The 20,968-nt window shown below is 40.6% G+C and carries 16 protein-coding genes; 3 read left to right on the top strand and 13 right to left on the bottom strand.

The features are described from left to right. Positions 1-258 precede the first annotated feature (258 nt). Both der and era read right to left on the bottom strand, forming a co-directional pair. Positions 259-1,563, bottom strand: coding sequence for a ribosome biogenesis GTPase Der (gene der, locus ACRD69_RS08915; protein WP_430814726.1), 1,305 nt, complete (start codon positions 1,561-1,563; stop codon positions 259-261). A gap of 88 nt (positions 1,564-1,651) precedes the next feature. Continuing rightward, a complete protein-coding gene (gene era / locus ACRD69_RS08910) occupies positions 1,652-2,536 on the bottom strand; it encodes a GTPase Era (protein WP_430814725.1) in 885 nt (294 codons plus the stop codon). A gap of 189 nt (positions 2,537-2,725) precedes the next feature. Between era and ACRD69_RS08905 the strand changes: the two genes are divergently transcribed. From ACRD69_RS08905 to bamJ (ACRD69_RS08895), 3 genes are all read left to right on the top strand, one after another. After that, the gene (locus tag ACRD69_RS08905; protein ID WP_430814724.1) at positions 2,726-5,032 is read left to right on the top strand and encodes a family 20 glycosylhydrolase; all 2,307 of its coding nucleotides are present in this window, start codon (positions 2,726-2,728) and stop codon (positions 5,030-5,032) included. A 248-nt stretch (positions 5,033-5,280) separates the two neighbouring features. Further along, a complete protein-coding gene (bamJ, locus tag ACRD69_RS08900; protein ID WP_430814723.1) occupies positions 5,281-5,865 on the top strand; it encodes a BamJ family beta-barrel-assembly machinery protein in 585 nt (194 codons plus the stop codon). 77 nt (positions 5,866-5,942) lie between these two features. Then, positions 5,943-6,761, top strand: a complete 819-nt coding sequence (bamJ, locus tag ACRD69_RS08895) for a BamJ family beta-barrel-assembly machinery protein (RefSeq protein ID WP_430814722.1) — start codon at positions 5,943-5,945, stop codon at positions 6,759-6,761. 90 nt (positions 6,762-6,851) lie between these two features. On the opposite strand, the gene ACRD69_RS08890 is transcribed toward bamJ (ACRD69_RS08895), so the two are convergent. The 11 genes from ACRD69_RS08890 to ACRD69_RS08840 form a co-directional block, all read right to left on the bottom strand. Next, the gene (locus ACRD69_RS08890; protein ID WP_430814721.1) at positions 6,852-8,486 is read right to left on the bottom strand and encodes a dipeptidase; all 1,635 of its coding nucleotides are present in this window, start codon (positions 8,484-8,486) and stop codon (positions 6,852-6,854) included. A 118-nt stretch (positions 8,487-8,604) separates the two neighbouring features. Next, positions 8,605-9,645: a proline racemase family protein gene (locus ACRD69_RS08885; protein WP_430814720.1), complete on the bottom strand. Its 1,041-nt coding sequence runs from the start codon at positions 9,643-9,645 to the stop codon at positions 8,605-8,607. 180 nt (positions 9,646-9,825) lie between these two features. Further along, positions 9,826-10,788 carry an ornithine cyclodeaminase family protein gene (locus ACRD69_RS08880; protein WP_430814719.1) on the bottom strand — a complete coding sequence of 321 codons (963 nt, stop codon included), beginning with the start codon at positions 10,786-10,788 and terminating at the stop codon, positions 9,826-9,828. A gap of 9 nt (positions 10,789-10,797) precedes the next feature. Then, complete coding sequence (locus ACRD69_RS08875) at positions 10,798-12,189, bottom strand: aminopeptidase P family protein (RefSeq protein ID WP_430814718.1); 1,392 nt, start codon at positions 12,187-12,189, stop codon at positions 10,798-10,800. 44 nt (positions 12,190-12,233) lie between these two features. Beyond that, a complete protein-coding gene (locus tag ACRD69_RS08870) occupies positions 12,234-14,498 on the bottom strand; it encodes a S9 family peptidase (RefSeq protein WP_430814717.1) in 2,265 nt (754 codons plus the stop codon). A gap of 375 nt (positions 14,499-14,873) precedes the next feature. Further along, positions 14,874-15,431, bottom strand: coding sequence for a TlpA family protein disulfide reductase (locus ACRD69_RS08865; protein ID WP_430814716.1), 558 nt, complete (start codon positions 15,429-15,431; stop codon positions 14,874-14,876). Between the two features lie 16 nt (positions 15,432-15,447). Next, a complete protein-coding gene (locus tag ACRD69_RS08860) occupies positions 15,448-16,179 on the bottom strand; it encodes a hypothetical protein (protein ID WP_430814715.1) in 732 nt (243 codons plus the stop codon). Between the two features lies 1 nt (position 16,180). Next, the gene (locus ACRD69_RS08855) at positions 16,181-16,870 is read right to left on the bottom strand and encodes an ATP-binding cassette domain-containing protein (RefSeq protein WP_430814714.1); all 690 of its coding nucleotides are present in this window, start codon (positions 16,868-16,870) and stop codon (positions 16,181-16,183) included. Continuing rightward, entirely contained in the window at positions 16,857-18,425 is a 1,569-nt protein-coding gene (locus ACRD69_RS08850; RefSeq protein ID WP_430814713.1) for a carboxypeptidase-like regulatory domain-containing protein, read from the bottom strand. Before ACRD69_RS08850 ends, ACRD69_RS08855 begins: the two co-directional genes overlap by 14 nt. Before the next feature lie 21 nt (positions 18,426-18,446). Next, positions 18,447-20,012 (bottom strand): carboxypeptidase-like regulatory domain-containing protein, encoded by a 1,566-nt coding sequence (locus ACRD69_RS08845; protein WP_430814712.1) that lies wholly within the window; start codon positions 20,010-20,012, stop codon positions 18,447-18,449. After that, a complete protein-coding gene (locus tag ACRD69_RS08840) occupies positions 20,003-20,947 on the bottom strand; it encodes a FecR family protein (RefSeq protein ID WP_430814711.1) in 945 nt (314 codons plus the stop codon). The genes ACRD69_RS08845 and ACRD69_RS08840 overlap by 10 nt, the downstream gene beginning before the upstream one ends. Between the last annotated feature and the right edge of the window lie 21 nt (positions 20,948-20,968).

Raw genomic sequence — 20,968 nt, 5'->3', positions numbered from 1 at the left:
CCAGCGTTCGTTGCGCTTGAGAATGCGATACAAATAGAAGGCTTATAATTAGGGGTAAAAGGTATTTGTTGAAGCTAGATATCATAATTTATTAGAATCAATTCGTTCGAATTATAATACATCAAATGGCACTGAAAAGCTGAGCCAATGGCAAATATAGATAAAAAGTTTGCAATGCTTTATATTATTCGAGGTGCTACTTTTACACTTGGTAAATGTGGCACCTCGAATAATTAATCAATGAGGGTATCATTGATTTTATTTTTTACGTAGTACAATATTGACCTGTACACCATTAAAATTCCAGTTTTCACGAATCTTATTTTCTAAGAATCGCTTATACGGATCTTTTATATACTGAGGCAGGTTACAGAAAAATGCAAAAGTAGGAGACTGCGTAGGTAGCTGCGTTACATACTTAATTTTTATGAACTTACCTTTGGTTGATGGTGGTGGGAACTTATCAATTAACGGCAGTAGTGTATCGTTTAATTTAGAGGTTGTAATTTTTGTCTCTTTATTTTCATACACCTGCAATGCTTCTTCAATTGCCCTGTGGATACGCTGTTTGGTTAATGCAGAGGTAAACACAATGGGGAAATCGGTGTAAGGAGCCATTGCTTCACGCACCATTGCTTCAAATTTCTTAACAGTATGGGTGTCTTTCTCAATCAGGTCCCACTTATTAACCAGAACTACAATGCCTTTTTTGTTGCGCTGAATAAGATTGAATATTTTTTGATCCTGTGCCTCAAAACCTCGTGTGGCGTCAATCATCAGCATACAAACGTCAGAGTTTTCAATAGCGCGTATGGCACGCATCACCGAATAAAACTCTAAGTCTTCGTTGACCTTTGATTTCTTGCGTAAACCTGCTGTGTCAACCAGGTAAAAGTCGTGACCAAACTTATTATAACGCGTAAAAATAGAATCACGGGTGGTACCTGAAATGGGTGTTACTATATTGCGCTCTTCACCAATAAAGGCATTGATGATTGATGACTTACCTGCATTGGGACGCCCAACAATGGTAAACTTAGGTAAATCAAGCTCTTGCTCATTTTCCTCTTTGGGGAACATAGAAACCAGCTTATCCAGAAATTCACCTGTACCGGCACCATTTATTGCAGAGATAGGATAGAGGTGCTCTAATCCCAGGGCGTAGAAATAACTGGATTCGGTGATTCGCTCATTGTTATCAACCTTGTTAACCACCATTAATACCGGCTTTTGAGAGCGGCGTAGCAAATCGGCCACCCCTTCATCATAGTCGGTAATACCACTTACCACATCAACCACAAAAACAATAATATCTGCCTCCTCTATGGCGATCAATACCTGGCGACGAATAGCCTCTTCAAATATATCATCAGAATTGGTTGCATAACCCCCGGTGTCAATCACCGAAAAATCAACACCATTCCAAAAAGCTTTACCGTACAAGCGGTCGCGGGTTACACCGGCTTCTTCATTTACAATGGCTTGGCGTGTTCCGGTTAATCGATTAAAAAGTGTTGATTTACCTACATTTGGGCGACCAACAATTGCAACTATATTTCCCATGACGAATATTCTTTTATTTTTTCGGGGCTGCAAAGGTAGTTAAACTCCTGCTTTACACCAATCTTTATTTGTGGTTTAGATGGTTTTACTATTTCAATTCATAACCATGACCGCGTAAAAAGTTTTCTTTATCGCGCCAGTCCTTGCTTACTTTTACATAGGTGGTGAGGTTTACTTTTTTCTTAAAAAAGCCTTCCATGTCTTTGCGGGCTTCGATACCCACCCACTTCAATTTAACACCTTTGTGACCTATAATTATTCCTTTTTGAGATTCGCGTGCCACATGAATAACAGCACGAATATCAATACGTTCCTTGGTTTCTTTAAATTCTTCGACCTCTACTTCTACAGAGTAAGGGATTTCTTTTTTGTATTGAACGAGTATCTTTTCACGGATGATCTCAGTTACAAAGAAGCGTTCTGATTTATCAGTCAGCGATTCCTTATCAAAGTATGGAGGTGAATCGGGTAATAATTCAATGATACGATCAAACAGATTCTGCACATTGAATTTATGTAATGCCGACATGGGGAAAACTTCGGCATTGGGCAACTGAGCTTTCCAGAAATCCATTATATCATCAAGTTTATTCTGGTCTATCAGATCAATTTTATTCACAACCAGCAATACCGGAATATCTGTTTTTTGAACTGAACTCAAAAAGTCATCATTCTTATCTGGCTTCTCAAAGGTGTCAGTCACATACAGTATAATGTCGGCATCGGTCAACGCTGACTTTGAAAACTTGAGCATCGACTCCTGCAGCTTGTAATTAGGTTTTAATACCCCCGGAGTGTCAGAAAAAACAATTTGATATTCGGGTTTATTCACAATACCAAATATACGATGCCTGGTCGTTTGTGCTTTTGATGTGATAATAGATAAACGCTCACCCACCAATTCGTTGGATAAAGTTGATTTACCTACATTAGGGTTTCCTACTATATTTACAAAACCTGCTTTGTGTGTCATAATCCTTTTTAACTTTTCTGCTGCGAAGATACGATTATTTGTTCAGTGCCAACAGATATCGTTTTAGTAGAATGATTCGCCAAGCATTTTATTTTTTTTAGTAATATATTTACGTGTCACTTTAAGTCTTGATATGTGCCTGAGGAAGTATGATGGACCAGAAGTGATAAAACTTAAACCTTATAAATTATGATGACTACTAAAGCCTGCCAGTGGATTAACATCTTTCTGATGATAACCTGTATTGCCTGTTCGCCCCAAAAGAAAGAGATGAAGAAGTTTAAAGCTGTTCATATTATCCCTCAACCGGCCGAACTGTCGCAGGGAGGTGGCTCTTTTATTCTGGATGAATCAACTCAATGGGTCACTCAAGGAGAAGACTCTGCCGCCATCATACAATTCTTTTCCAGTAAAATAAAACAGTCAACGGGTTATGATCTAAAGAAAGTCAGGGTAGAGCCTGAATCGAATTTCATTTCCCTGAATATTAATTCTGCAATGCCAGGAGGTGAAGAAGCTTATGCTTTGTCCGTAACCAAAGATTTTATATACATCAGTGGAGGTTCTGAGCGTGGGCTATTCTATGGTTTACAAACCTTACTGCAATTGTTACCCGCTGATATAGAGAGTTCAAAGACTGTGAGTAAGCCGGCCTGGAACATTCCGGTGGTTGAAATTAAAGATGAACCACGATTCAAATGGAGAGGTATGCATTTAGATGTATGTCGTCATTTTGTGCCCGTTGATGCTATTAAGAAACACCTGGATATGATGGCCATGTTTAAGCTTAATACTTTTCACTGGCATTTAACTGAAGATCAGGCATGGCGCATTGAAATAAAAAAATACCCGAAACTGACAGAGGTTGGTGCCAAGCGTATTGAAGGCGAGGGGCATGAGTACTCAGGGTTTTATACACAGGCGGAGGTCAAAGAGATTGTCGATTATGCAGCTCAACGCTTTATAACTGTAGTTCCTGAAATTGAGCTGCCGGGTCACGCCCTTGCAGCCCTGGCTGCTTATCCCGGGTATTCCTGCACAGGAGGTCCGTTTGAAGTGCGAAACGTATGGGGGGTTGAACCTGATGTTTATTGCGCTGGTAACGATGAAACTTTCCAGTTTCTTGAAGATGTAATAAGCGAGGTTGTGGCCTTATTTCCGTCACCATACTTTCATATCGGAGGAGATGAGTGCCCAAAAGAACGCTGGGAAGATTGTAATAAGTGTCAGCAACGAATGCGCCGGGAAGGTCTTAAGGATGAGCATGAATTGCAAAGCTATTTTATTAAGCGCATTGAGAAAGTATTGATCGCCCATAAGAAAAAGATGATCGGATGGGACGAAATTCTGGAAGGTGGATTGGCCGAATCGGCGGCTGTTATGTCATGGCGTGGTGAAAAAGGCGGTATTGAAGCAGCCTCACAAGGTCATGATGTGGTGATGACACCCGGTAACTGGTGCTACCTGGATCATTATCAGGGCGATTATCGGGTTGAACCGGTTGCCATTGGAGGTTATACAACATTAGAAGAGTCGTATAACTATGAGCCTGTTCCATCAGAGTTGGATGAGGAAAAAGCGCATCATGTGCTGGGTACACAGGGCAATGTGTGGACCGAATATATGTATACACCTGAGCTGGTTGAATACAGGGTATACCCGCGTTTAATTGCACTGGCTGAAGTTAATTGGAGCAAAAAGGAAAATAAGGACTATGAGAGTTTTGTCAATCGTCTTGATAAGGCCTTACCCCGTTTAGATTTGCATAACATTAACTATCACATCCCTTTGCCAGAAGGACCTGTTAATAGGGTTGTGTACACCGATAATGCACGTATAGAGTTTTCCAATACCCGTAACTATCCGATGGTATATACAACCGATGGTACAGAACCCGGCAAAGATTCCGAATTATATAAGGATGCTTTAATATTCGCAGCTAATAAAACCATAAAGATTGCTACTCTGCTGCCACATGGGAAATTAAGTCAGGTTAGAACGGTTGAGCTTGTTAAGACAGCGTTGATCAATGCAAAAAATCCGGTAACATCTAAAGAGGGATTAACAGAACAGTACACAGATACGACTTTTGTAAGTGTTGCCGGCATTGTTAAGGTAAATGATTGGAACGAAAGGGATGGTGCTGTTGAAAACCGTGGTTCCAGATACCGTGAAACAGACTATAAACAACCATCGTCTCATATTTTTACAGGCTATCTGACCATTGAAGAAGATGGCATTTATGAATTTCAGACCAACCTTGATCAGTTTTATCTGGCAGGTCAGTTGTTGATCGATAATGATGGTGAAGTAAAACGGTTCTCACGAAACAACAGCACAATAGCTCTTGCCAAAGGCAAGCACCCGGTTAAACTTGTTTATTTGAATAATATTATCGGAGGATGGCCCCAGGCATGGAACGGACCCAAGGTTGAATATAGAAAACCGGGCGAAAAAGAGTTTACCATGGTTCTTAATGAAATGTATAGCTTTTAAGTGACTCTCTTTTGCCAGTGAAGCGAGGTCATATTTAAAATCGTCACACAAGGTCAGCAAATTGCAGTTCTTCTTTATTTGTAATTTGCTGACCTTGTTCTTTAATGTATAGCATCCATAGCAAGAAATATTGAAGACTGATAAGCTTCTTTGACTGCATGAGGCAGTATAAAAGTTAGTTTTCTATTTCACTTAAATAATGTATTTTCGCAGCTGATTTTATTCGAAACATTTTAAATAAAAAATAGATGAACAAAATTAGTTATGCCCTTGGGATGAACCTGGCTCAGAATTTAAAAGCATCAGGTATCGAGTCGATTGAATATTCAGAATTTACAAAAGGGCTGGAAGCTGCTTTTGAAGGTAAAGAAACTCAAATGACAGCTGACGAAGCTAATCAGACATTACAACAATTCTTTGGTGAATTACAGGCTAAGCAGGCTGAAGCTGCTATTCAGGCCGGTAAAGACTTCCTTACTGAGAATGCGAAGAAAGAAGGTGTTGTTACTTTAGAGAGCGGCTTGCAGTATGAAGTTGTGACTGAAGGTAATGGTGACAAGCCTGCTGCAACTGATCAGGTTGAGTGTCACTACCACGGTACCTTAATTGACGGAACTGTGTTTGATAGCTCAGTACAACGCGGTGAGCCTGCTACATTCCCTGTTAATGGTGTTATCCAGGGTTGGGTTGAAGCTTTACAGTTAATGCCTGTAGGTAGTAAATGGCGTTTATACATTCCATCAGACCTTGCTTATGGTGAGCGCGGTGCAGGACAGCATATCGGACCACACACAACGCTTATTTTTGAAGTTGAGTTGTTGGCTATTAAGTAAACAAACTTTAATCAAATAACAGGTGAAATATGCACAGGCTTGTTTCACCTGCCAAATTTCAACTAAATAATTATCAGATGAAAGTAACAAATCTATTAGCCGCCCTTACCTTAGTAGTGATGGTAATGGCTTCATGTACTAAAGTTCCCAATACCGGAAAAATGGATTTTGCAGACCAGACAGATAGTGTGAGTTATGCACTGGGTTATCTTCAGGCTGCTAATTTGAAAAAACAGTTTGAACGCTGGCCTTTAGAAGTTGACTCGACAACATGTGTCAAGTTGGCGAAGGCTTTAGGTCAGGCTGAAGTAAAAAAAGCAAACATAGACCACCTGAAAGGTATGTTCAATGAAATTGATGAAGCTGCTTTTATGAAAGGTTTCATGAATGAGTTTGCTTATAATAAATCTTATTTTACTGAAATGACTGCCGATATGTACTTGCGTAAAGTGATGGAGTCAATCAGAAAAGTAAAAGATGAAGAACGCGCCGAAAAAGCAGTTGCTAACCTTGCTGAAGGACAAAAGTTTTTGGAAGAAAATGCCAAACGCCCTGAAGTAAAAACTACAGAATCAGGCCTGCAGTACGAAGTGCTGAAAGAAGGAAATGGTGCTGTTGCAACAAAAGCTGATCGCGTTAAGTGTCAGTACCACGGTACTTTACTTGACGGAACTGTTTTTGATAGTTCAGTTGAGCGTCAGGATACAGCCCAGTTTGCTGTAACAGGTGTAATTAAAGGCTGGACTGAAGCTTTACAGTTAATGCCCGAAGGTAGTAAGTGGCGTTTATACATCCCTGCCGAACTGGCATACGGAGAGCGTGGTTCAGGTGCTAAAATAGGCCCTAACTCAACGCTGATTTTTGACCTTGATTTAATTGAGGTTGTTCAGAAGTAATTCTAACAAATAGATAGAAGAAAGGGATTTGCATTTAAGCAAATCCCTTTTTTGTTTTCAGCCTTTCACTGTTTATAACTTACTGGTGACCTATATACCTTGCTTATTATTGGTAAACTCAGAAATTAAATCCAGCTTCAGCTCTTTAAATAACTCATGAACTTCATTCATCCGGTCAATGGTAAGCTGTGTAAGGTAGGCCTTTGCCTTTTTCGGGCTTTTATTCATTAATGCCTGTGCTTTTTCATCAACAGACTTTTGCTCTGCAAAGAAACGTGCTTCCATTGGGTCGCGTTTTTCAATCACCTTTTTGTGGGCATCCTGCCAGCGCAGATACATCAGGTTGTCAACAAAATCTACCGCCCAGCGAATGCTGTTGTCCTGATAGTATTCAGGATTGTATACTTTGTAACATTCTGCCACGTCAGTCACACCTGTGTATATTGGGACATAGGCACTGGTATAAGCATTGTCTACATAAAACCAGTAAACACCACCAATCTCATCGGGCAGCCATGAACGCAACTGTGCCACCATTCCGTATTCACCTCTGGCACGTGCCACATTTCGGCGGCTGTTTATATTCATTACCCGACGCATTTCTTTTGTTGGAAATGGCGTAGCAAAAGCACTTTTGGTTAGTTGGCCTTTTTCATCAGGGTAATACCAGGCCGGGGCATTTTCTTTGTCGTAAATTGTTCCTTTAAAGGTTGAACGCTGAAATGCCATCACATCCTGTACAGATAATTTTCTCTGGGGTTTAACTGAAAACGGATAAATGGATAGTGGTTCAATGTATTGTGTATACTGGTTCTCACCTTCCCAAACCGATGAAGTGAAGCGATCGGGCCACTTGGTATATTCAGGGGCAAAAGTGGCATAAAACAGCCAGAAGCGAGACGTGGACCATTCGCGAGGAATAGGAGAGTAGGCTTCTTGCCAGATAAAGGGTTTGCCTGATTCTGGCTTGTACCAGCCGCGGTCAATGGCTTCCTGTTTATAGTTTGATGACGCTCTGAAGTTGTCTTCGTCTTCAATGTCTATCTGCTTAATAATGCTCCAGTTAGGAATGATCATCACATGATCGTCGGGCACACGCTGTGCCGCCCAGATACATCCCGGCTTGCCGCTGTCTTTTTTCCAGGCGTTACCTACGCTAAATACTTCTAACACCCATATTTCGTCAGTATCAGCAATGACCAGTGACTCACTTTCATCAATGCACGATGGAAGAAAACCGTATGTCTCGAGTAAACTGGTAATAAGTTTTAAAGCATCTTGAGCTTTGGTGCAACGCTGTAAAGCAAAGGCCTGGGCTTGTTCTATCGTCATTATCTGCTCACACACAGAACGGTCGACCATCAATTCAGGTCGTTGACTTAATGTACTCTCGCCAATAGCCAGTTGTTTTGAGTTGATTTGTGGATAAGCAGTCTGGAAGTAGGAATAGGTCTTTTCCACCTGAGGAATATGACCAATTACCTCGCCATAGTCACCCAACGGGCGTCCCGTTTCGATCATGCCCCAGTGAACAGGAGCTTTTTCTCCAGCTTTAAATTGTTGACCAGGTACCAGGTTGATGCGACAATCAGGGCCTGCATCTGTGTGTGATACGATAACCGATCCATCGGCAGAGGCTTTTTTTCCTATTGCAATTACTGTGCAGGCCATAATATGACTGCATGTACCTAGCATAAGAATAAGTGTCGATATTAATGTTTTCATTGTATTGATTTTAATATTCTTGCAACTGGTTCCTGATATCAGGAACCAGGAATTCGTAATGGCTAGTCGTGGCTCTCTTATTTCAATTGAAATAATCTATAGGTCATTGAATCTTTACCTACCTGAAAATGAAGCCTTCCTTTAAAGTATCTTCAGGATCGAACCAGAACTCATTTTTTCCTGTTAAATGTGCTGTCCCGGTCACTTCGGGCACAACAGCCTTGTGTGGTCCATAGCTTGTTTCCTCTGTTACCATCACATCCATAGTCGTTCCCAGGATACTTTCAATGGTGATGCGTTCACCTTGTTTTAATTCACCTTTTGCATGGTGCAGGGCAGCCCGCGCACTCACGCCTGATCCGGTTGATGAGCGATCAACTTCACCTTCTGCGAAAATACAGACATTGCGGCTGTGGTGATCAGGATTTTGTGGTTTCCCGGTGAAAATGGTACCGTATAAAAAGCTTAAGTCTTCTTCAAAGGGATGCCTGATATCGTATTTCTCCATAACGGCATATTTGATACGCCGTCCCCAATCAATCAATTGATTGTAATTCTTCTCTTCCATGCCAATACCTAATTTATCGGCATCAACAAAGGCATAAAAAGCACCGCCATAGGCCACATCAAAAGTTACTTCGCCAATTCCATCTACCGTTATTGTCTCGTCTCTGAGTAGTAAAAATGATGGTACATTGAGGAATGATATCTTTTCAACAATGCCCTTTTTACGGAAGGCTTTTGAACGAATCAGGCCAGGAGGTGCGTCAATGATCAGTTCGGGTTCATCACCCTCCTTCCTAATCATACCAGTATCAAATACTAATTTGGTAAGGGCAATAATGGCATGGCCGCACATAGTACTGTATCCTTCATTGTGTAAAAAGAAGGTGCCAAAGTCAGCCTGTTCAGTTATCGGCTCTGTTATAAGGGCGCCATACATATCTGCATGCCCCCGTGGTTCGAACATGGTACCGGTTCTTATATGGTCTAAATTATCTCTGAAGTAACGGCGTTTCTCAAGTATATCTTTTCCTGGTACATGAGGAAGACCACCATATAGCACACGCAAAGGTTCACCACCAGTATGCAGATCGACAGTTTGGATTCGGAGCCACTCCTTTGGAGGTGTCCAGTTCCACTTGTTTAAATTGATCATTGTAGTAAGTTGAATTGTTGAGCTGTTTAATAGTTGAAAAGCAGAAGTGTCAAGCCTGTTTAACTGATATACCTTAATCACTATTAAGTCTTAAGAGGATGCTTAATTCTTATTGATCATAGATCACTGGTCATCTGTTACTAATGTTTGAAAATGAACCTCTTATCGTTGGTTGTGTTGTTAAACCTCCACTTCATGTCCTAAGTTATTCTCGCAGGCTTTTTCATAAACAAGCTTTGCTGCAAATAGATCGAAGATGCCCTGACCAACAGTTTTAAACAGGCGTGTTTCTCTGAATCCCAGGTTGTTTGGCTGTTCAATAAGCTCCGCAATATGCTTTACCTGTTCGGGTTTCACCAATTCATTCTCCAGAGGATAGATGAGGTCACCGCTTTCGCTTATGCCATGTTCTGCATCAATCCATACACTGTCAATCAGTCTGAAAATTGATTCGGGCAATTCTCTCATTTCCGGTTTGTAGGAACCAACACTGATAAAGCATTTTCCAAGGATCAGATCTTCGAGGTTAGGAATGACAGGTTCAACAGATGTTGTTGCTGTTGCCACAATTTCACTGTTAACCACCACCTGTTGTGCATCTTCGCAAAGAGCAACATCCACATCAGGGCACTTATCGGTCATGAAATTGATAAAATCATTGATGGTTTGAGGCGAACGATCATATACATATACCCGTTCCAGGTCACGCTCATGACTGGCCAGCCATGCGATGTGACGCCCTTGTGCTCCACCTCCGATAATGCCCAGTGTAGTTGCTAAAGGATCTGATAAATGACGAATACCAACACAGGCTACAGCAGCAGTTCGCATAGCTGTTAACTTTGCTCCATTAAGCAGTGCTAATGATTCTCCTGTTGCGCCATCGTTTAGAACAACAGTTCCGTTAATGGCTGCTTTTCCTTTTTTTACATTTTCAGGAAATACAGAAACCAGCTTTGTTGCAAACATATCAGGTCCAACAGATGGCATTAATAACAAAGTGTTGTCATTAATATCCACATGCATTCTGTTGGGTGTAAAATAGTCCTGGTCAAACGATGATCTCAGGGCTAATTCCATAATGTCTGTCCATAAAGCAGGTGTGGCAGCTTGATCAATAACCTGTGATGATAAAATTCGCATAATTACCGGTTAAAATGCTTTTAAGCGTTCTTGTTCAATATCTTCGATGGTTTTTGGAAGCGGTTTACCCAATAAACGATAACCATTTTCTGTTATTAAGAAATCCTCTTCATTCCGACAGCCACCAAAATCTTTGTATTCTTCAAGTTTATCGAAATTTAAGAACTCTGTCAAATGTTTTTCAGATTTCCATTTGTCAATAAGCTGAGGAATAAAGTAAATACCAGGCTCAATGGTAAGTACAAAGCCCGGTTCCAGTTTACGACCAAGGCGTAAAGATTTCATTCCGAATTGTGTGCTTTTTGCTTCATTGTCATATCCAACATATTGCTCACCAAGGTCTTCCATGTCATGGACATCAAGCCCCATCATGTGCCCCAATCCGCAAGGGAAAAACATGGCATGAGCACCATTTGTAACGGCATCATCAATATTGCCTTTAACAAACCCAAGGTCTTTCATGCCGCGCAATACTTCGCGAGCCGACTCCAGGTATATCTCCTTAAAAGCCACTCCAGGCTTTAGCATCGATATTGCTTTTTCGTGAGAATTTAAAGCTACCTGGTAAATGTCTTTTTGTCGTGATGTAAATGTTTTACCTACAGGGAAGGTACTTGACATGTCTCCGGCATAGCCCATTGATGTTTCAGCTCCTGCGTCAAGCAAAAACAATTGACCACTCTCCAAAGTATTACCATGATAGTGGTTGTGAAGTGTCTGTCCGTTAATGGTTGCTATGACAGGGAAGGAGATACCACCATTTTCAGCCAGGGCTACCTTTTCTACTTCGGCAGCAATCTGTGCCTCTGTCATACCGGGACGTGCCATGCGCATGGCAGCCAAATGCATCTCAACTGTTGTGTTAACCGCTTTTTCTATTTCAACTATCTCTTCATCGCTTTTATAATTGCGCTGCTTAATAACTGCATGTACCAACTCCAGTGAAGCTTTTTCTTTTATTTCAGATGGCTGGATATTAAGCCATTCCAGTAGTTTTATTTTACTTTCGCCACGGTAAACAGGTAAGAAATGGATAGGGCGGCCATTTGATCTTGCCTTAGCGAGAGTTGCCACAAGGTCGGCTGTAGTGCCCGTTTTATTAACACCACAGCTTAGCGAACGCTCGGCAATGGTAGGCTGGTTGCCCATCCAGACAATATGATCAATCGTGTAATCATCACCATAAATGGCTGCTTCTCCGCTTTCGGCATCAACTATACCTACCAGGTCAGGATGATTTAAACCAAAGAAATATAAGAAACTGCTATCCTGACGGAAGCGATACGTATTATCGGCATAATTCATCGGGCTTTCTGTGTTTCCGATAAATAATAACAAGCCTTTGTCAACATCATTTGCCAGCTGTTGACGGCGTTTAATATAAGTGTCTTTTGAAAACATATGTAATGGGGTTTAATATTAGTAATTTATATTCAGCAGGATAATTATTTTATCTTATAATTCTTGGGTGGGTCAATACCATGCAAATGCTTCACAAAGAAATCCCAGCGCTTGCGAATCATGTATTTGTCGTAGTATACCTGACCGTGATCTTTATTGGGGATTAGCAATAGTTCAAAGTCTTTGTTTGCTTTAATCAGTTCAGCCGCTAACCGCATGGATGCTGTCGGGTTCACATTCTGATCCTGATCACCATGCACAAGCATCAAATGTCCCTGCAGGTTTTTAGCATGAGTATAATTGCTTTGTTCATCGTAATTGCTGCCTGCCGGGTAGCCCATGTACAGCTCGGGCCACCAGGCTTTAGCTGATCGGTGGTCGTGGTTTCCGGCGGTGGCCACGCCTACCTTATAAAACTCAGGATAAGCCAATAGTGCCCTTGCTGCATCATATCCTCCGGCAGAATGACCAAATATTCCAACACGGTTCATATCTATCCATGGGTATTTTTCAGCCAATGTTTTGATGGCGGTTATTTTATCCGGTCCACCAATATCTCCAAGGTTTCGGTATGAAACATCGTGGAAGGCTTTTGAGCGGAATGCAGAACCCATTCCATCAATATTTACCAACACAAAACCCAGTTGCGTTAGAGGGGTATCATCATTAGACAAACCACGGTAAAAGGTTTTTGGAGCACGAATGGTTTGCGGACCGCTGTATGTGCCTTCAATAACCGGGTATTTCTTATCAGGATTAAAGTTGTATGGTTTAAACAGAACGCCATAAATATCTGTTTGGCCATCGCGTCCTTTTACTTTAAAGGGTTCGGGTTTTTGCCAGCCCATGGCCAGAATTTCAGAAATGTCACCTGTTTCAAGTTTGGCAATGATACGCCCGTCCTTACTTCGTCGGAGCAAGGCGACATTTGGCTCCTGCACTGTTGAATAATTATCGACAAAGAACCGGCCGTTTTCATTAAAGAACAAGGTATGGGAGGCTGGTTCTGATGTTAATTGCTTCAGGCCTGAACCATCAAATCTAACAGAATATAGCAGTGGATAATAAGGATCAAGGCCATCTTCCTTACCACCAGCTGTGAAATAGATACGCTTTCCTTTTTCATCAACATGCTGAATGCCACGTACAACAAAATCACCTTTAGTTACCTGGTTGATGACTTTACCACTTACCTGATCAATACGATAGATGTGTTGCCAGCCATCACGCTCTGATAACCATAATAGTTGCTTTTCTTTATTCAGAATGCGCAAATCGCTTGTATTCGGGTCAACATATGTATTGGCACTTTCAGTGAAAACAGTTCTTACTTTGCCGGTTTGTGCTGTCAGTTCAAATATTTCAACAGATTTGTAGCCTCTCACATAGCTTACCTGGTAAGCTTTAGAACCATCGTTTGTCCAATCGAAGCCATAGGCCAGAAATGTTGCTTTGGCGGGTATATCCAGTTGCTTGACTGTTTTTTGCTCAACATCGATCAGAACATATTCTACCGTTGGTACTATACTATCACCGGCAATGGGACGTTCATATTCCCGGACTTCAGCGCGGTGGCCTTCATCAGGTAGTACTTTATACAAATACAGGTTTCTGGCTTGCCTGCGATCATATTTGCCGGCTATTATGTATTTGCCATCGGGGCTCCAGTTTATATCCAGTTCCAGGGGATGATCGCTTTCCAATTCAATGTTTTTGGTCGAATACCAGGATGGAGAAACACCATAGCCATATCTTGGGGTGCCATCTGAAGTCATTTGTACAGAGTCCTCACCTGTTTTCAGCCATATATTGTAATTGTGTACAACTGCATGCCGGCTTTTGTCAGGCGAGGCTGATGATAACTTCTGTTTCTGAGGTTTATCAAATATTTTTAGTGAGTTATCGGCTACATTGTATTTATACCATTGTTGATGAGTTTTGAATGTCAATACCTTACCATCCTTGTTCATTTCTAAGGATGCAATTGGCAGATCATAGGGTTTTATTTCTTTATCAAGTTCTTTTGACAGTAGTGCTGCCAGTTTTTCCTGATCGAATAAGGGATTTTTATGGCCGTTATTAGTCTCGCACTTAATGTATTCGGTTCCTTTTTTTGTGTTGACCGAATACCAAAAGAACGAAGCATCTTTTACCCAATGAGGATTAACCCATGAGCGGTAGTACTTTTTAGTAATGTTCGACGAAATAAATTCTTCGGCTCGCTGATAGTCTGTTGTGTCAATGCTTATCTGGCTTATTGCCGGCGCCAGAAAGCATGTAACACAGAAAAGAATAATTAACTTCTTCATTGAATTTGATTTACTTATAAACAGTTTAGCTTGTTGAGTTACATGTACAAGAGTACACGCGAATATGATAATGGCAGAATGCCATTAAGAATAATCAGGTAGAAAAAATAATATCAGGAAATCCAGCACTCAAATAAACCTGTGCCAAAGCGGCCATACAAGCTGATCAGGGCTAATGATGAAAACGAAAAATGCATAATGCAGCGCCTGTAGTTATTATGGCACTGTTTCAAAATGAAGGTATGTACTTCCTGTTTGATCATTAGGCATTTTGACATTGGGAAGTGCAATGTAATAAATTCAAATTATTTCAGCGCATATAGTACCTAAAATTATTAAAATCATGATTTATAACATTAAATTGAATAACAGAACTCACTTTTTGATGCAATCTTTAATTGCCAGTTCCAAAGCTTGAATATTTTCTTCGCTAAAGCCTGTTTGGTAATAGAGTATTTCACCATTCTTTATAATGAGGTTGGTTGGCAGGTGCTGAGGTTTCAGACCGGCTTTGTATTGTTGGTCGGGATTAAGTTGAAAAAGGTAATTGGTTAAATCGGGGTGATCATGTAAATGAAAATAGATGAAATCATTTTTCTGAAGGTCTAGCCATTCAATGACATCTTTTTCTTTCTCACTGTTGATGGCTAAAAACAAAACACCGTCTTCTTCATATTGGTCCACAAGCTTGTTTAAGTGTGGTATTTCTCTGGCACATGGCTGACACCAGGTGGCCCATAGGTTGATGACAAATATTCTATTATTACTTTCATCAGCCAGAAAATCATCTTGCTGTAATATTTTGCGGATTGGTTCATCAATGTTATGGTATTTGCGGAATACTGCCGTTTGTTCCCATCGGGAAATGGCATTGTTGCTGATCAATACCAGGATGAATATGATGGAAATTATGAATGGGGCTTTTTTAGTCATTGTATAAGGTGCTATATTATCGGAAGTTCTTGCTTAGGATGATGCGTTGAGTGAGGAATAATAATACCGAGATATACAGACTCACAATAAACATCATATAGGGGCTTAAAACCGCATTGCTTATTATTGCTTTAAAGCTGGACAATGGCAATGCGCGAATATAATCCGTCTCAAATTTGCGGACAAGGTAGCTTACCAGCCATGATTCCATCAGCCAGTAAAAGAAGAAAGGCAGTACAATTAAATGCGTGGGTTTATAAAGACCTATAAGCAGACCTGCATTACCAATGGCATACAAAAATAATGTGTATGACAACAAGCTGTTGAGCTTAAGTTCAAAGAGTAGCTGCCAGGGAAAGACGCCAAAGAAAATGCCCGCACATGAATTAACAATATAACTGATGAACAGAAACAGTAGCAAGTAAACCACAAGCTGAAACTGGCAGTAGACAAACAGTTTTGCTCTGGAGCTTCCAAAATACAGCAAGCTACTGTAATAACCCGATGTTACAAGGTGAGAGACCATTTGTATAAGCCACATGGCAAAGAATAGTGCCGGTAAAGTGGATGACATGGAACTAGTGGCCAAATACCTGGCTAATTCATTGCCCGTCAGATGGTCATTGTTTCCTGTCCAGAGGGATAAAAATGACGATAACAATAGTATTAACGCAAGAACCAGTAGCGGAATGAGTGTTCGCCGGCTGGCCAAAAGCTGGTATTCGTATATTAGATAGCGTTTGATCATATTATGCCTGTACTTGTAACCATTTTAAAATGGTCGATTTATCATCGCTTGTATTTAATTCATCTTTTGTGAGTGTTTTTTTAACCTGGCCATCTTCCATAATAAAAGCTTTTTCAATGGTATTGGACAGCTCACTTAAGAGGTGAGTGGAGAGGAGTATTAACTTACCGGCTTTGATCTCTTGTTCAATCAAATCTTGCAACTTTTCAATACCCAAAGGGTCAAGTCCGTTAAATGGCTCATCCCATATTAAAATATCAGGATTACCAATTAAGGAGATTATTAATGAGAGACGCTTTACCATGCCAACAGATAATTCTTTAAAACGCTTGTTTCTTACGTCTTTTAACTCCCAGAAATTTAGCCAGAGATCAATTACTTCATCCTTCACACCTTTTTCTTGTTGTGCCATGGACAGTATTTGGGCAACCGACAGATCCGGTTCAGTTTTAAATGGCTCCAGGGAAATGCCCAGCTGATTTCTGTAGTCATCGGCATTGCTTAACTGGTTTACCTCTATTGTGCCTTTATGTGGAATATCGAAGCCAGCAACTAGTCTGAATAAGGTGGATTTTCCACTTCCGTTAGCACCGGCAAAAACATGTAATCCACTCTTTTGTGTTTCAATGGATAATTGGTCGATAATGACCTGTTTTCCATATTGATGGCTTAGTTCTTTAATTTTCAACATTGGCAGTGCTGTTTTCTTCAAATTGCAATTCAAGCGATTTTTCCCATTCCAAATCTTCAATGGCTTTACCAGGCAATGGCTTTTGTTTGATCATGCTGTAGTTAAGCCAGAATTCAGGATTATAGGGATAATTGGTTTCAAAGGAATTCTCGTGCTTATCCAATAATTCTCTTTGACGGATTCGTTCACGCTCCTGACGCTCTGTTACTATATTGGTTATTACAAGCATGCTTTCGGCCCATTGCCTTGATTTGATGACTTTATCTTTATTCGCAGCATCAGGATTTTCATAAATGGTGAATTTGCCTTGAGGACCATTTAATCCGCTTATGTATTTTAAATAGTACTTACCATCAATTTTCTGAAAGCTATATTCAGTATCAGCAAACTTATCATCTTTAATTGCTAAACTTCTGTTTTTATCAGATGCGTGAAACGACCAGATCCGATTCATCTTTAAAATACCATAATCGCTGGCGTTAATATAAATGTAGCCACCATCAAAATTGTCACTCAGTTCCGATGCGCGTTTGCCGTTTACATAAAGCCGATCGTATTCATATTTGACTTTATAGACTTTAACTGTATCCAACCACATGGCTCCTTCAAATTCATATTTGAAATCCTCATAGTCTGTTAAAGGTTTATACCACCAACTGACTTTATAGCCTCTTACAGGATTACTGTATGCTCTGTAAAGAACATTTTGGTGACCGCCAAGAATCATCTTTTCCATTTTTTCGTAGGCCCACTTATGTTTGGCATCCATGGGGATATAGTAATTCTGGCTTTTCCTTACTTCCCTTATCTTTATTTTGGTAGTAGAGGTTGGCATGTCAATGCCTTTATCTTCAATCAGCAATGCTGCTTCAAATAATTGGACAAAGGTAGAGTCACGAAAACCGGTTTGACGGTAAAAGGCATCCATCTGTGCCGTTTTACGGTGGTAATTACGTTTGATGCGTTTGGTTGCCATGCGTACTAAATCTTCGGCGGTATTGCCATTGGGCAAAACCAACACCTCGTTGAGGTTATAGGGTTTTGGTCTTAAGGCTATCAGCAGGTTCAGGCTGTCCTGATGGGGGACGATAATTGTCGTGTCGGCATACCCCATGCATGAGAATTCAAAGGGTAATCCGCTTAAAACAGCTGGCACATGCAATTCAAATCCACCTTCGGCATTGGTTATGGAGCCCGTTCCCCAGTCGCGTTGCAGGATATGTGCAAAAGGCAATGATTCCTTTGAGCTTAAATCCATGAGTTTTCCGCTTATCAAAATAGTTTGCTCATTGGGGTTGGTAATGATTAAGTTATCGCCTTTAAGTTGAATATGGAGGTGACTTTCGTATGCCACATGCCTGATGTAATCCTCCAATGAAAGACTATCACCGGATGGATAAATAGTTTGCTGCAGGTTGACCATGTCTTCACTATAGCAAAGTTCCAGCTGGTTTAACCGAGCGATACTGTCAAGGTAAAAATGTGCTGTTTTTTGAGCTTCAGTTATAGAAGTGCAAAGCAGCAGGCAGGTTAGAAGAAGGGTTTTGAGTTGCATATATTCAGCTTAGAGTTTTTATTACTTATTGATATTGACAGTACTGTTATCCTGGAATTGTAATTCAAGAGACTTTTCCCATTCCAGGTCCTCAATGGCTTTACCAGGCAATGGTTTCTGTTTGATCATATTATAGTTAAGCCAGAAATCGGGATTGTATGGGTAATTGGTTTCAAACGAATTCTCATGTTTATCTAACAGGTCCCTCTGTCGGATGCGTTCACGTTGCTGTCGCTCCCTTACAATATTGGTGATAACTAGTAGTTGTTCGGCCCATTGGTACGATTTTATTTTCCTATCTTCTTCATTTGCATGTGGGTTTTCATATACATAAAGCTTCGCTTCAGGGTACACAATGGCTTTTGTATATTTTAAGTAGTACTTATTGTCAATTTTCTGGAAACTTATGATGGTATTTCTGCGCAGGACACGTGCGTACTGGCTTTTATTGCCTTCTTTCGCTCTGTTGATATACTGCATTTTATGAATGCCATGATCAGTTGCATCAATATAAATATAGCCTCCTCTATAGTAGTTTTTATTTTCTGATGACCGTCGCCCATCTATATATAACTTATCACGTTCAAATTCAATTTTATAAACTTTATTGGAGTCTAACCACATGGCACCATGAAATTCATATTTGAAGTCCTCATAGTCGGTCAATGGCTTATACCACCAATCATCTCTATACGTTCTGACCGGGTTATTATAGGCTCTGTAAAAGGTATTACGATGACCACCATGTATCAACTCCTCCATTCTTTTGTGAGCCCACTTTCGTTTGGCATCCATCTGAACCAGGTAGTTTTTGCTTTGCCTGGCTTCAAGAAGCTTAATCTTTGTTGTAGAAGAAGGCATGTCAATGCCTTTGTCTTCAATCAGCAAAGCCGCTTCCATTAATTGCACAAACATGGAATCCCTAAATCCGGTGCGCCTGTAAAAAGCATCCATTTGTGCCGTTTTACGGTGGTAATTGCGTTTGATGCGTTTGGTTGCCATGCGTACTAAATCTTCGGCGGTATTGCCATTGGGTAATACCAACACCTCGTTGAGGTTATAGGGTTTTGGTCTTAAAGCTATCCGCAGGTTCAGGCTGTCCTGATGGGGGACGATAATTGTTGTGTCGGCATACCCCATGCATGAGAATTCAAGGGGTAATCCGCTTAAAACAGCTGGCACATGCAGTTCAAATCCACCTTCGGCATTGGTTATGGAGCCCGTTCCCCAGTCGCGTTGCAGGATATGCGCAAAAGGTAATGATTCCTTTGAGCTTAAATCCATAAGCTTTCCGCTTATCAAAATGGTTTGCTCATTGGGGTTGGTAATGATTAAGTTATCGCCTTTAAGTTGAATGTGGAGGTGACTTTCGTATGCCACATGCCTGATGTAATCCTCCAACGAAAGACTATCGCCTGACGGATAAATAGTTTGCTGCAGGTTGACCATGTCTTCGCTATAGCAAAGTTCCAGCTGGTTTAAGTGAGCGATGCTGTCAAGGTAAAAGTGTGCTGTTTTTTGTGCCTTAATTAGTGAGGCACAGGTAAGCAAAAAGGTTAGAAGAAGGAATTTATTATTTACAGGCATAGGGTAAAGGTCTTATTATTTTGAATCAACCTGAGTTGAAGCGTTAGTGCTACTATTTCAAGTGCATCCTGAGCATTCGACTCTTTAAGCATGCCGCTAAACCGAAGCTCACCAATCTGAGGTGTTTGTAGCTCAATGTTAACATTGTAATACGTTTCTATTTCACGAATAACTTCAAGAAGAGGAGTACTTTTAAATTTCAATTGTTGTGTTGCCCATGAAGAAGCATTCAGGTTATGCTGCTTTATTTTTTGGTACACTCCATTTGAATAATCTATCATCTCACCGGGATTCAGGATGTGGCTTTTTGAAAACCATTGCTTAGCCTGAAAAGCAACTTTTCCTTCATCAAGAAAAACCGCTGTTGGCTCTGTTTTATCAGCTGCTATAGTAAATTGTGTTCCCAATACTTTAGTGAAAGCGTTGTGGGTCTCTACAATAAAGGGTTGTTCAGGCTTATGCGTCACATGAAACCAGGCTTTACCAACGAGTTCAACTTCACGTTTTGAGGATTTAAAGATGTCAGGATAAGTTAGCTCACTGCCTTTGGCTAAAATGACGGTTGTTTTATCGGGCAGGGTAAATTCCTTTTGCCGATCTGCAATTATTTTGATGGTGTGCTTAGTGGACTGCAACATCAATAATATACTGCCAATGGCAATAAGTGCTGTTAATACGGCTGCTGCATTAACCATTCTCCTCATAAACTGTCGTCGTGAAATACGCAGATGGGTGATTGATAAGGCTTTCTCAGTTTCAGGATGATAGGATGATTTTCCAGTCAGTTTATCGTTCCATAAAAAAGTGAATGTTTTATAGAACGATTCATTTTCCTCAGATGTTTTTCGCCAGCTGTCAAGTTCCTGTGAGTCCTCCGCAGTAATTGAATGATCCAGCTTTGATAATATCTTTTTAATGGGAGCCTCTTTTTGCATGAGCTTTTTTCTTTATAGAGA

The sequence above is a fragment of the Carboxylicivirga agarovorans genome (genome assembly GCF_050589845.1).
Taxonomy (GTDB): Bacteria; Bacteroidota; Bacteroidia; order Bacteroidales; family Marinilabiliaceae; genus Carboxylicivirga; species Carboxylicivirga agarovorans.
Note: the sequence above shows the minus strand (reverse complement) of the source record. Positions and strands in the feature narration are given on the sequence as shown.

Coding starts and splice junctions, on each gene's coding strand:
- ACRD69_RS08855 (WP_430814714.1), bottom strand. CDS start 16,870: ATGTTGAAAATTAAAGAACTAAGCCATCAATATGGAAAACAGGTCATT.
- era (WP_430814725.1), bottom strand. CDS start 2,536: ATGACACACAAAGCAGGTTTTGTAAATATAGTAGGAAACCCTAATGTA.
- ACRD69_RS08845 (WP_430814712.1), bottom strand. CDS start 20,012: ATGCCTGTAAATAATAAATTCCTTCTTCTAACCTTTTTGCTTACCTGT.
- bamJ (WP_430814722.1), top strand. CDS start 5,943: ATGAAAGTAACAAATCTATTAGCCGCCCTTACCTTAGTAGTGATGGTA.
- ACRD69_RS08890 (WP_430814721.1), bottom strand. CDS start 8,486: ATGAAAACATTAATATCGACACTTATTCTTATGCTAGGTACATGCAGT.
- ACRD69_RS08865 (WP_430814716.1), bottom strand. CDS start 15,431: ATGACTAAAAAAGCCCCATTCATAATTTCCATCATATTCATCCTGGTA.
- der (WP_430814726.1), bottom strand. CDS start 1,563: ATGGGAAATATAGTTGCAATTGTTGGTCGCCCAAATGTAGGTAAATCA.
- ACRD69_RS08840 (WP_430814711.1), bottom strand. CDS start 20,947: ATGCAAAAAGAGGCTCCCATTAAAAAGATATTATCAAAGCTGGATCAT.
- ACRD69_RS08850 (WP_430814713.1), bottom strand. CDS start 18,425: ATGCAACTCAAAACCCTTCTTCTAACCTGCCTGCTGCTTTGCACTTCT.
- bamJ (WP_430814723.1), top strand. CDS start 5,281: ATGAACAAAATTAGTTATGCCCTTGGGATGAACCTGGCTCAGAATTTA.
- ACRD69_RS08885 (WP_430814720.1), bottom strand. CDS start 9,645: ATGATCAATTTAAACAAGTGGAACTGGACACCTCCAAAGGAGTGGCTC.
- ACRD69_RS08875 (WP_430814718.1), bottom strand. CDS start 12,189: ATGTTTTCAAAAGACACTTATATTAAACGCCGTCAACAGCTGGCAAAT.
- ACRD69_RS08860 (WP_430814715.1), bottom strand. CDS start 16,179: ATGATCAAACGCTATCTAATATACGAATACCAGCTTTTGGCCAGCCGG.
- ACRD69_RS08905 (WP_430814724.1), top strand. CDS start 2,726: ATGATGACTACTAAAGCCTGCCAGTGGATTAACATCTTTCTGATGATA.
- ACRD69_RS08880 (WP_430814719.1), bottom strand. CDS start 10,788: ATGCGAATTTTATCATCACAGGTTATTGATCAAGCTGCCACACCTGCT.
- ACRD69_RS08870 (WP_430814717.1), bottom strand. CDS start 14,498: ATGAAGAAGTTAATTATTCTTTTCTGTGTTACATGCTTTCTGGCGCCG.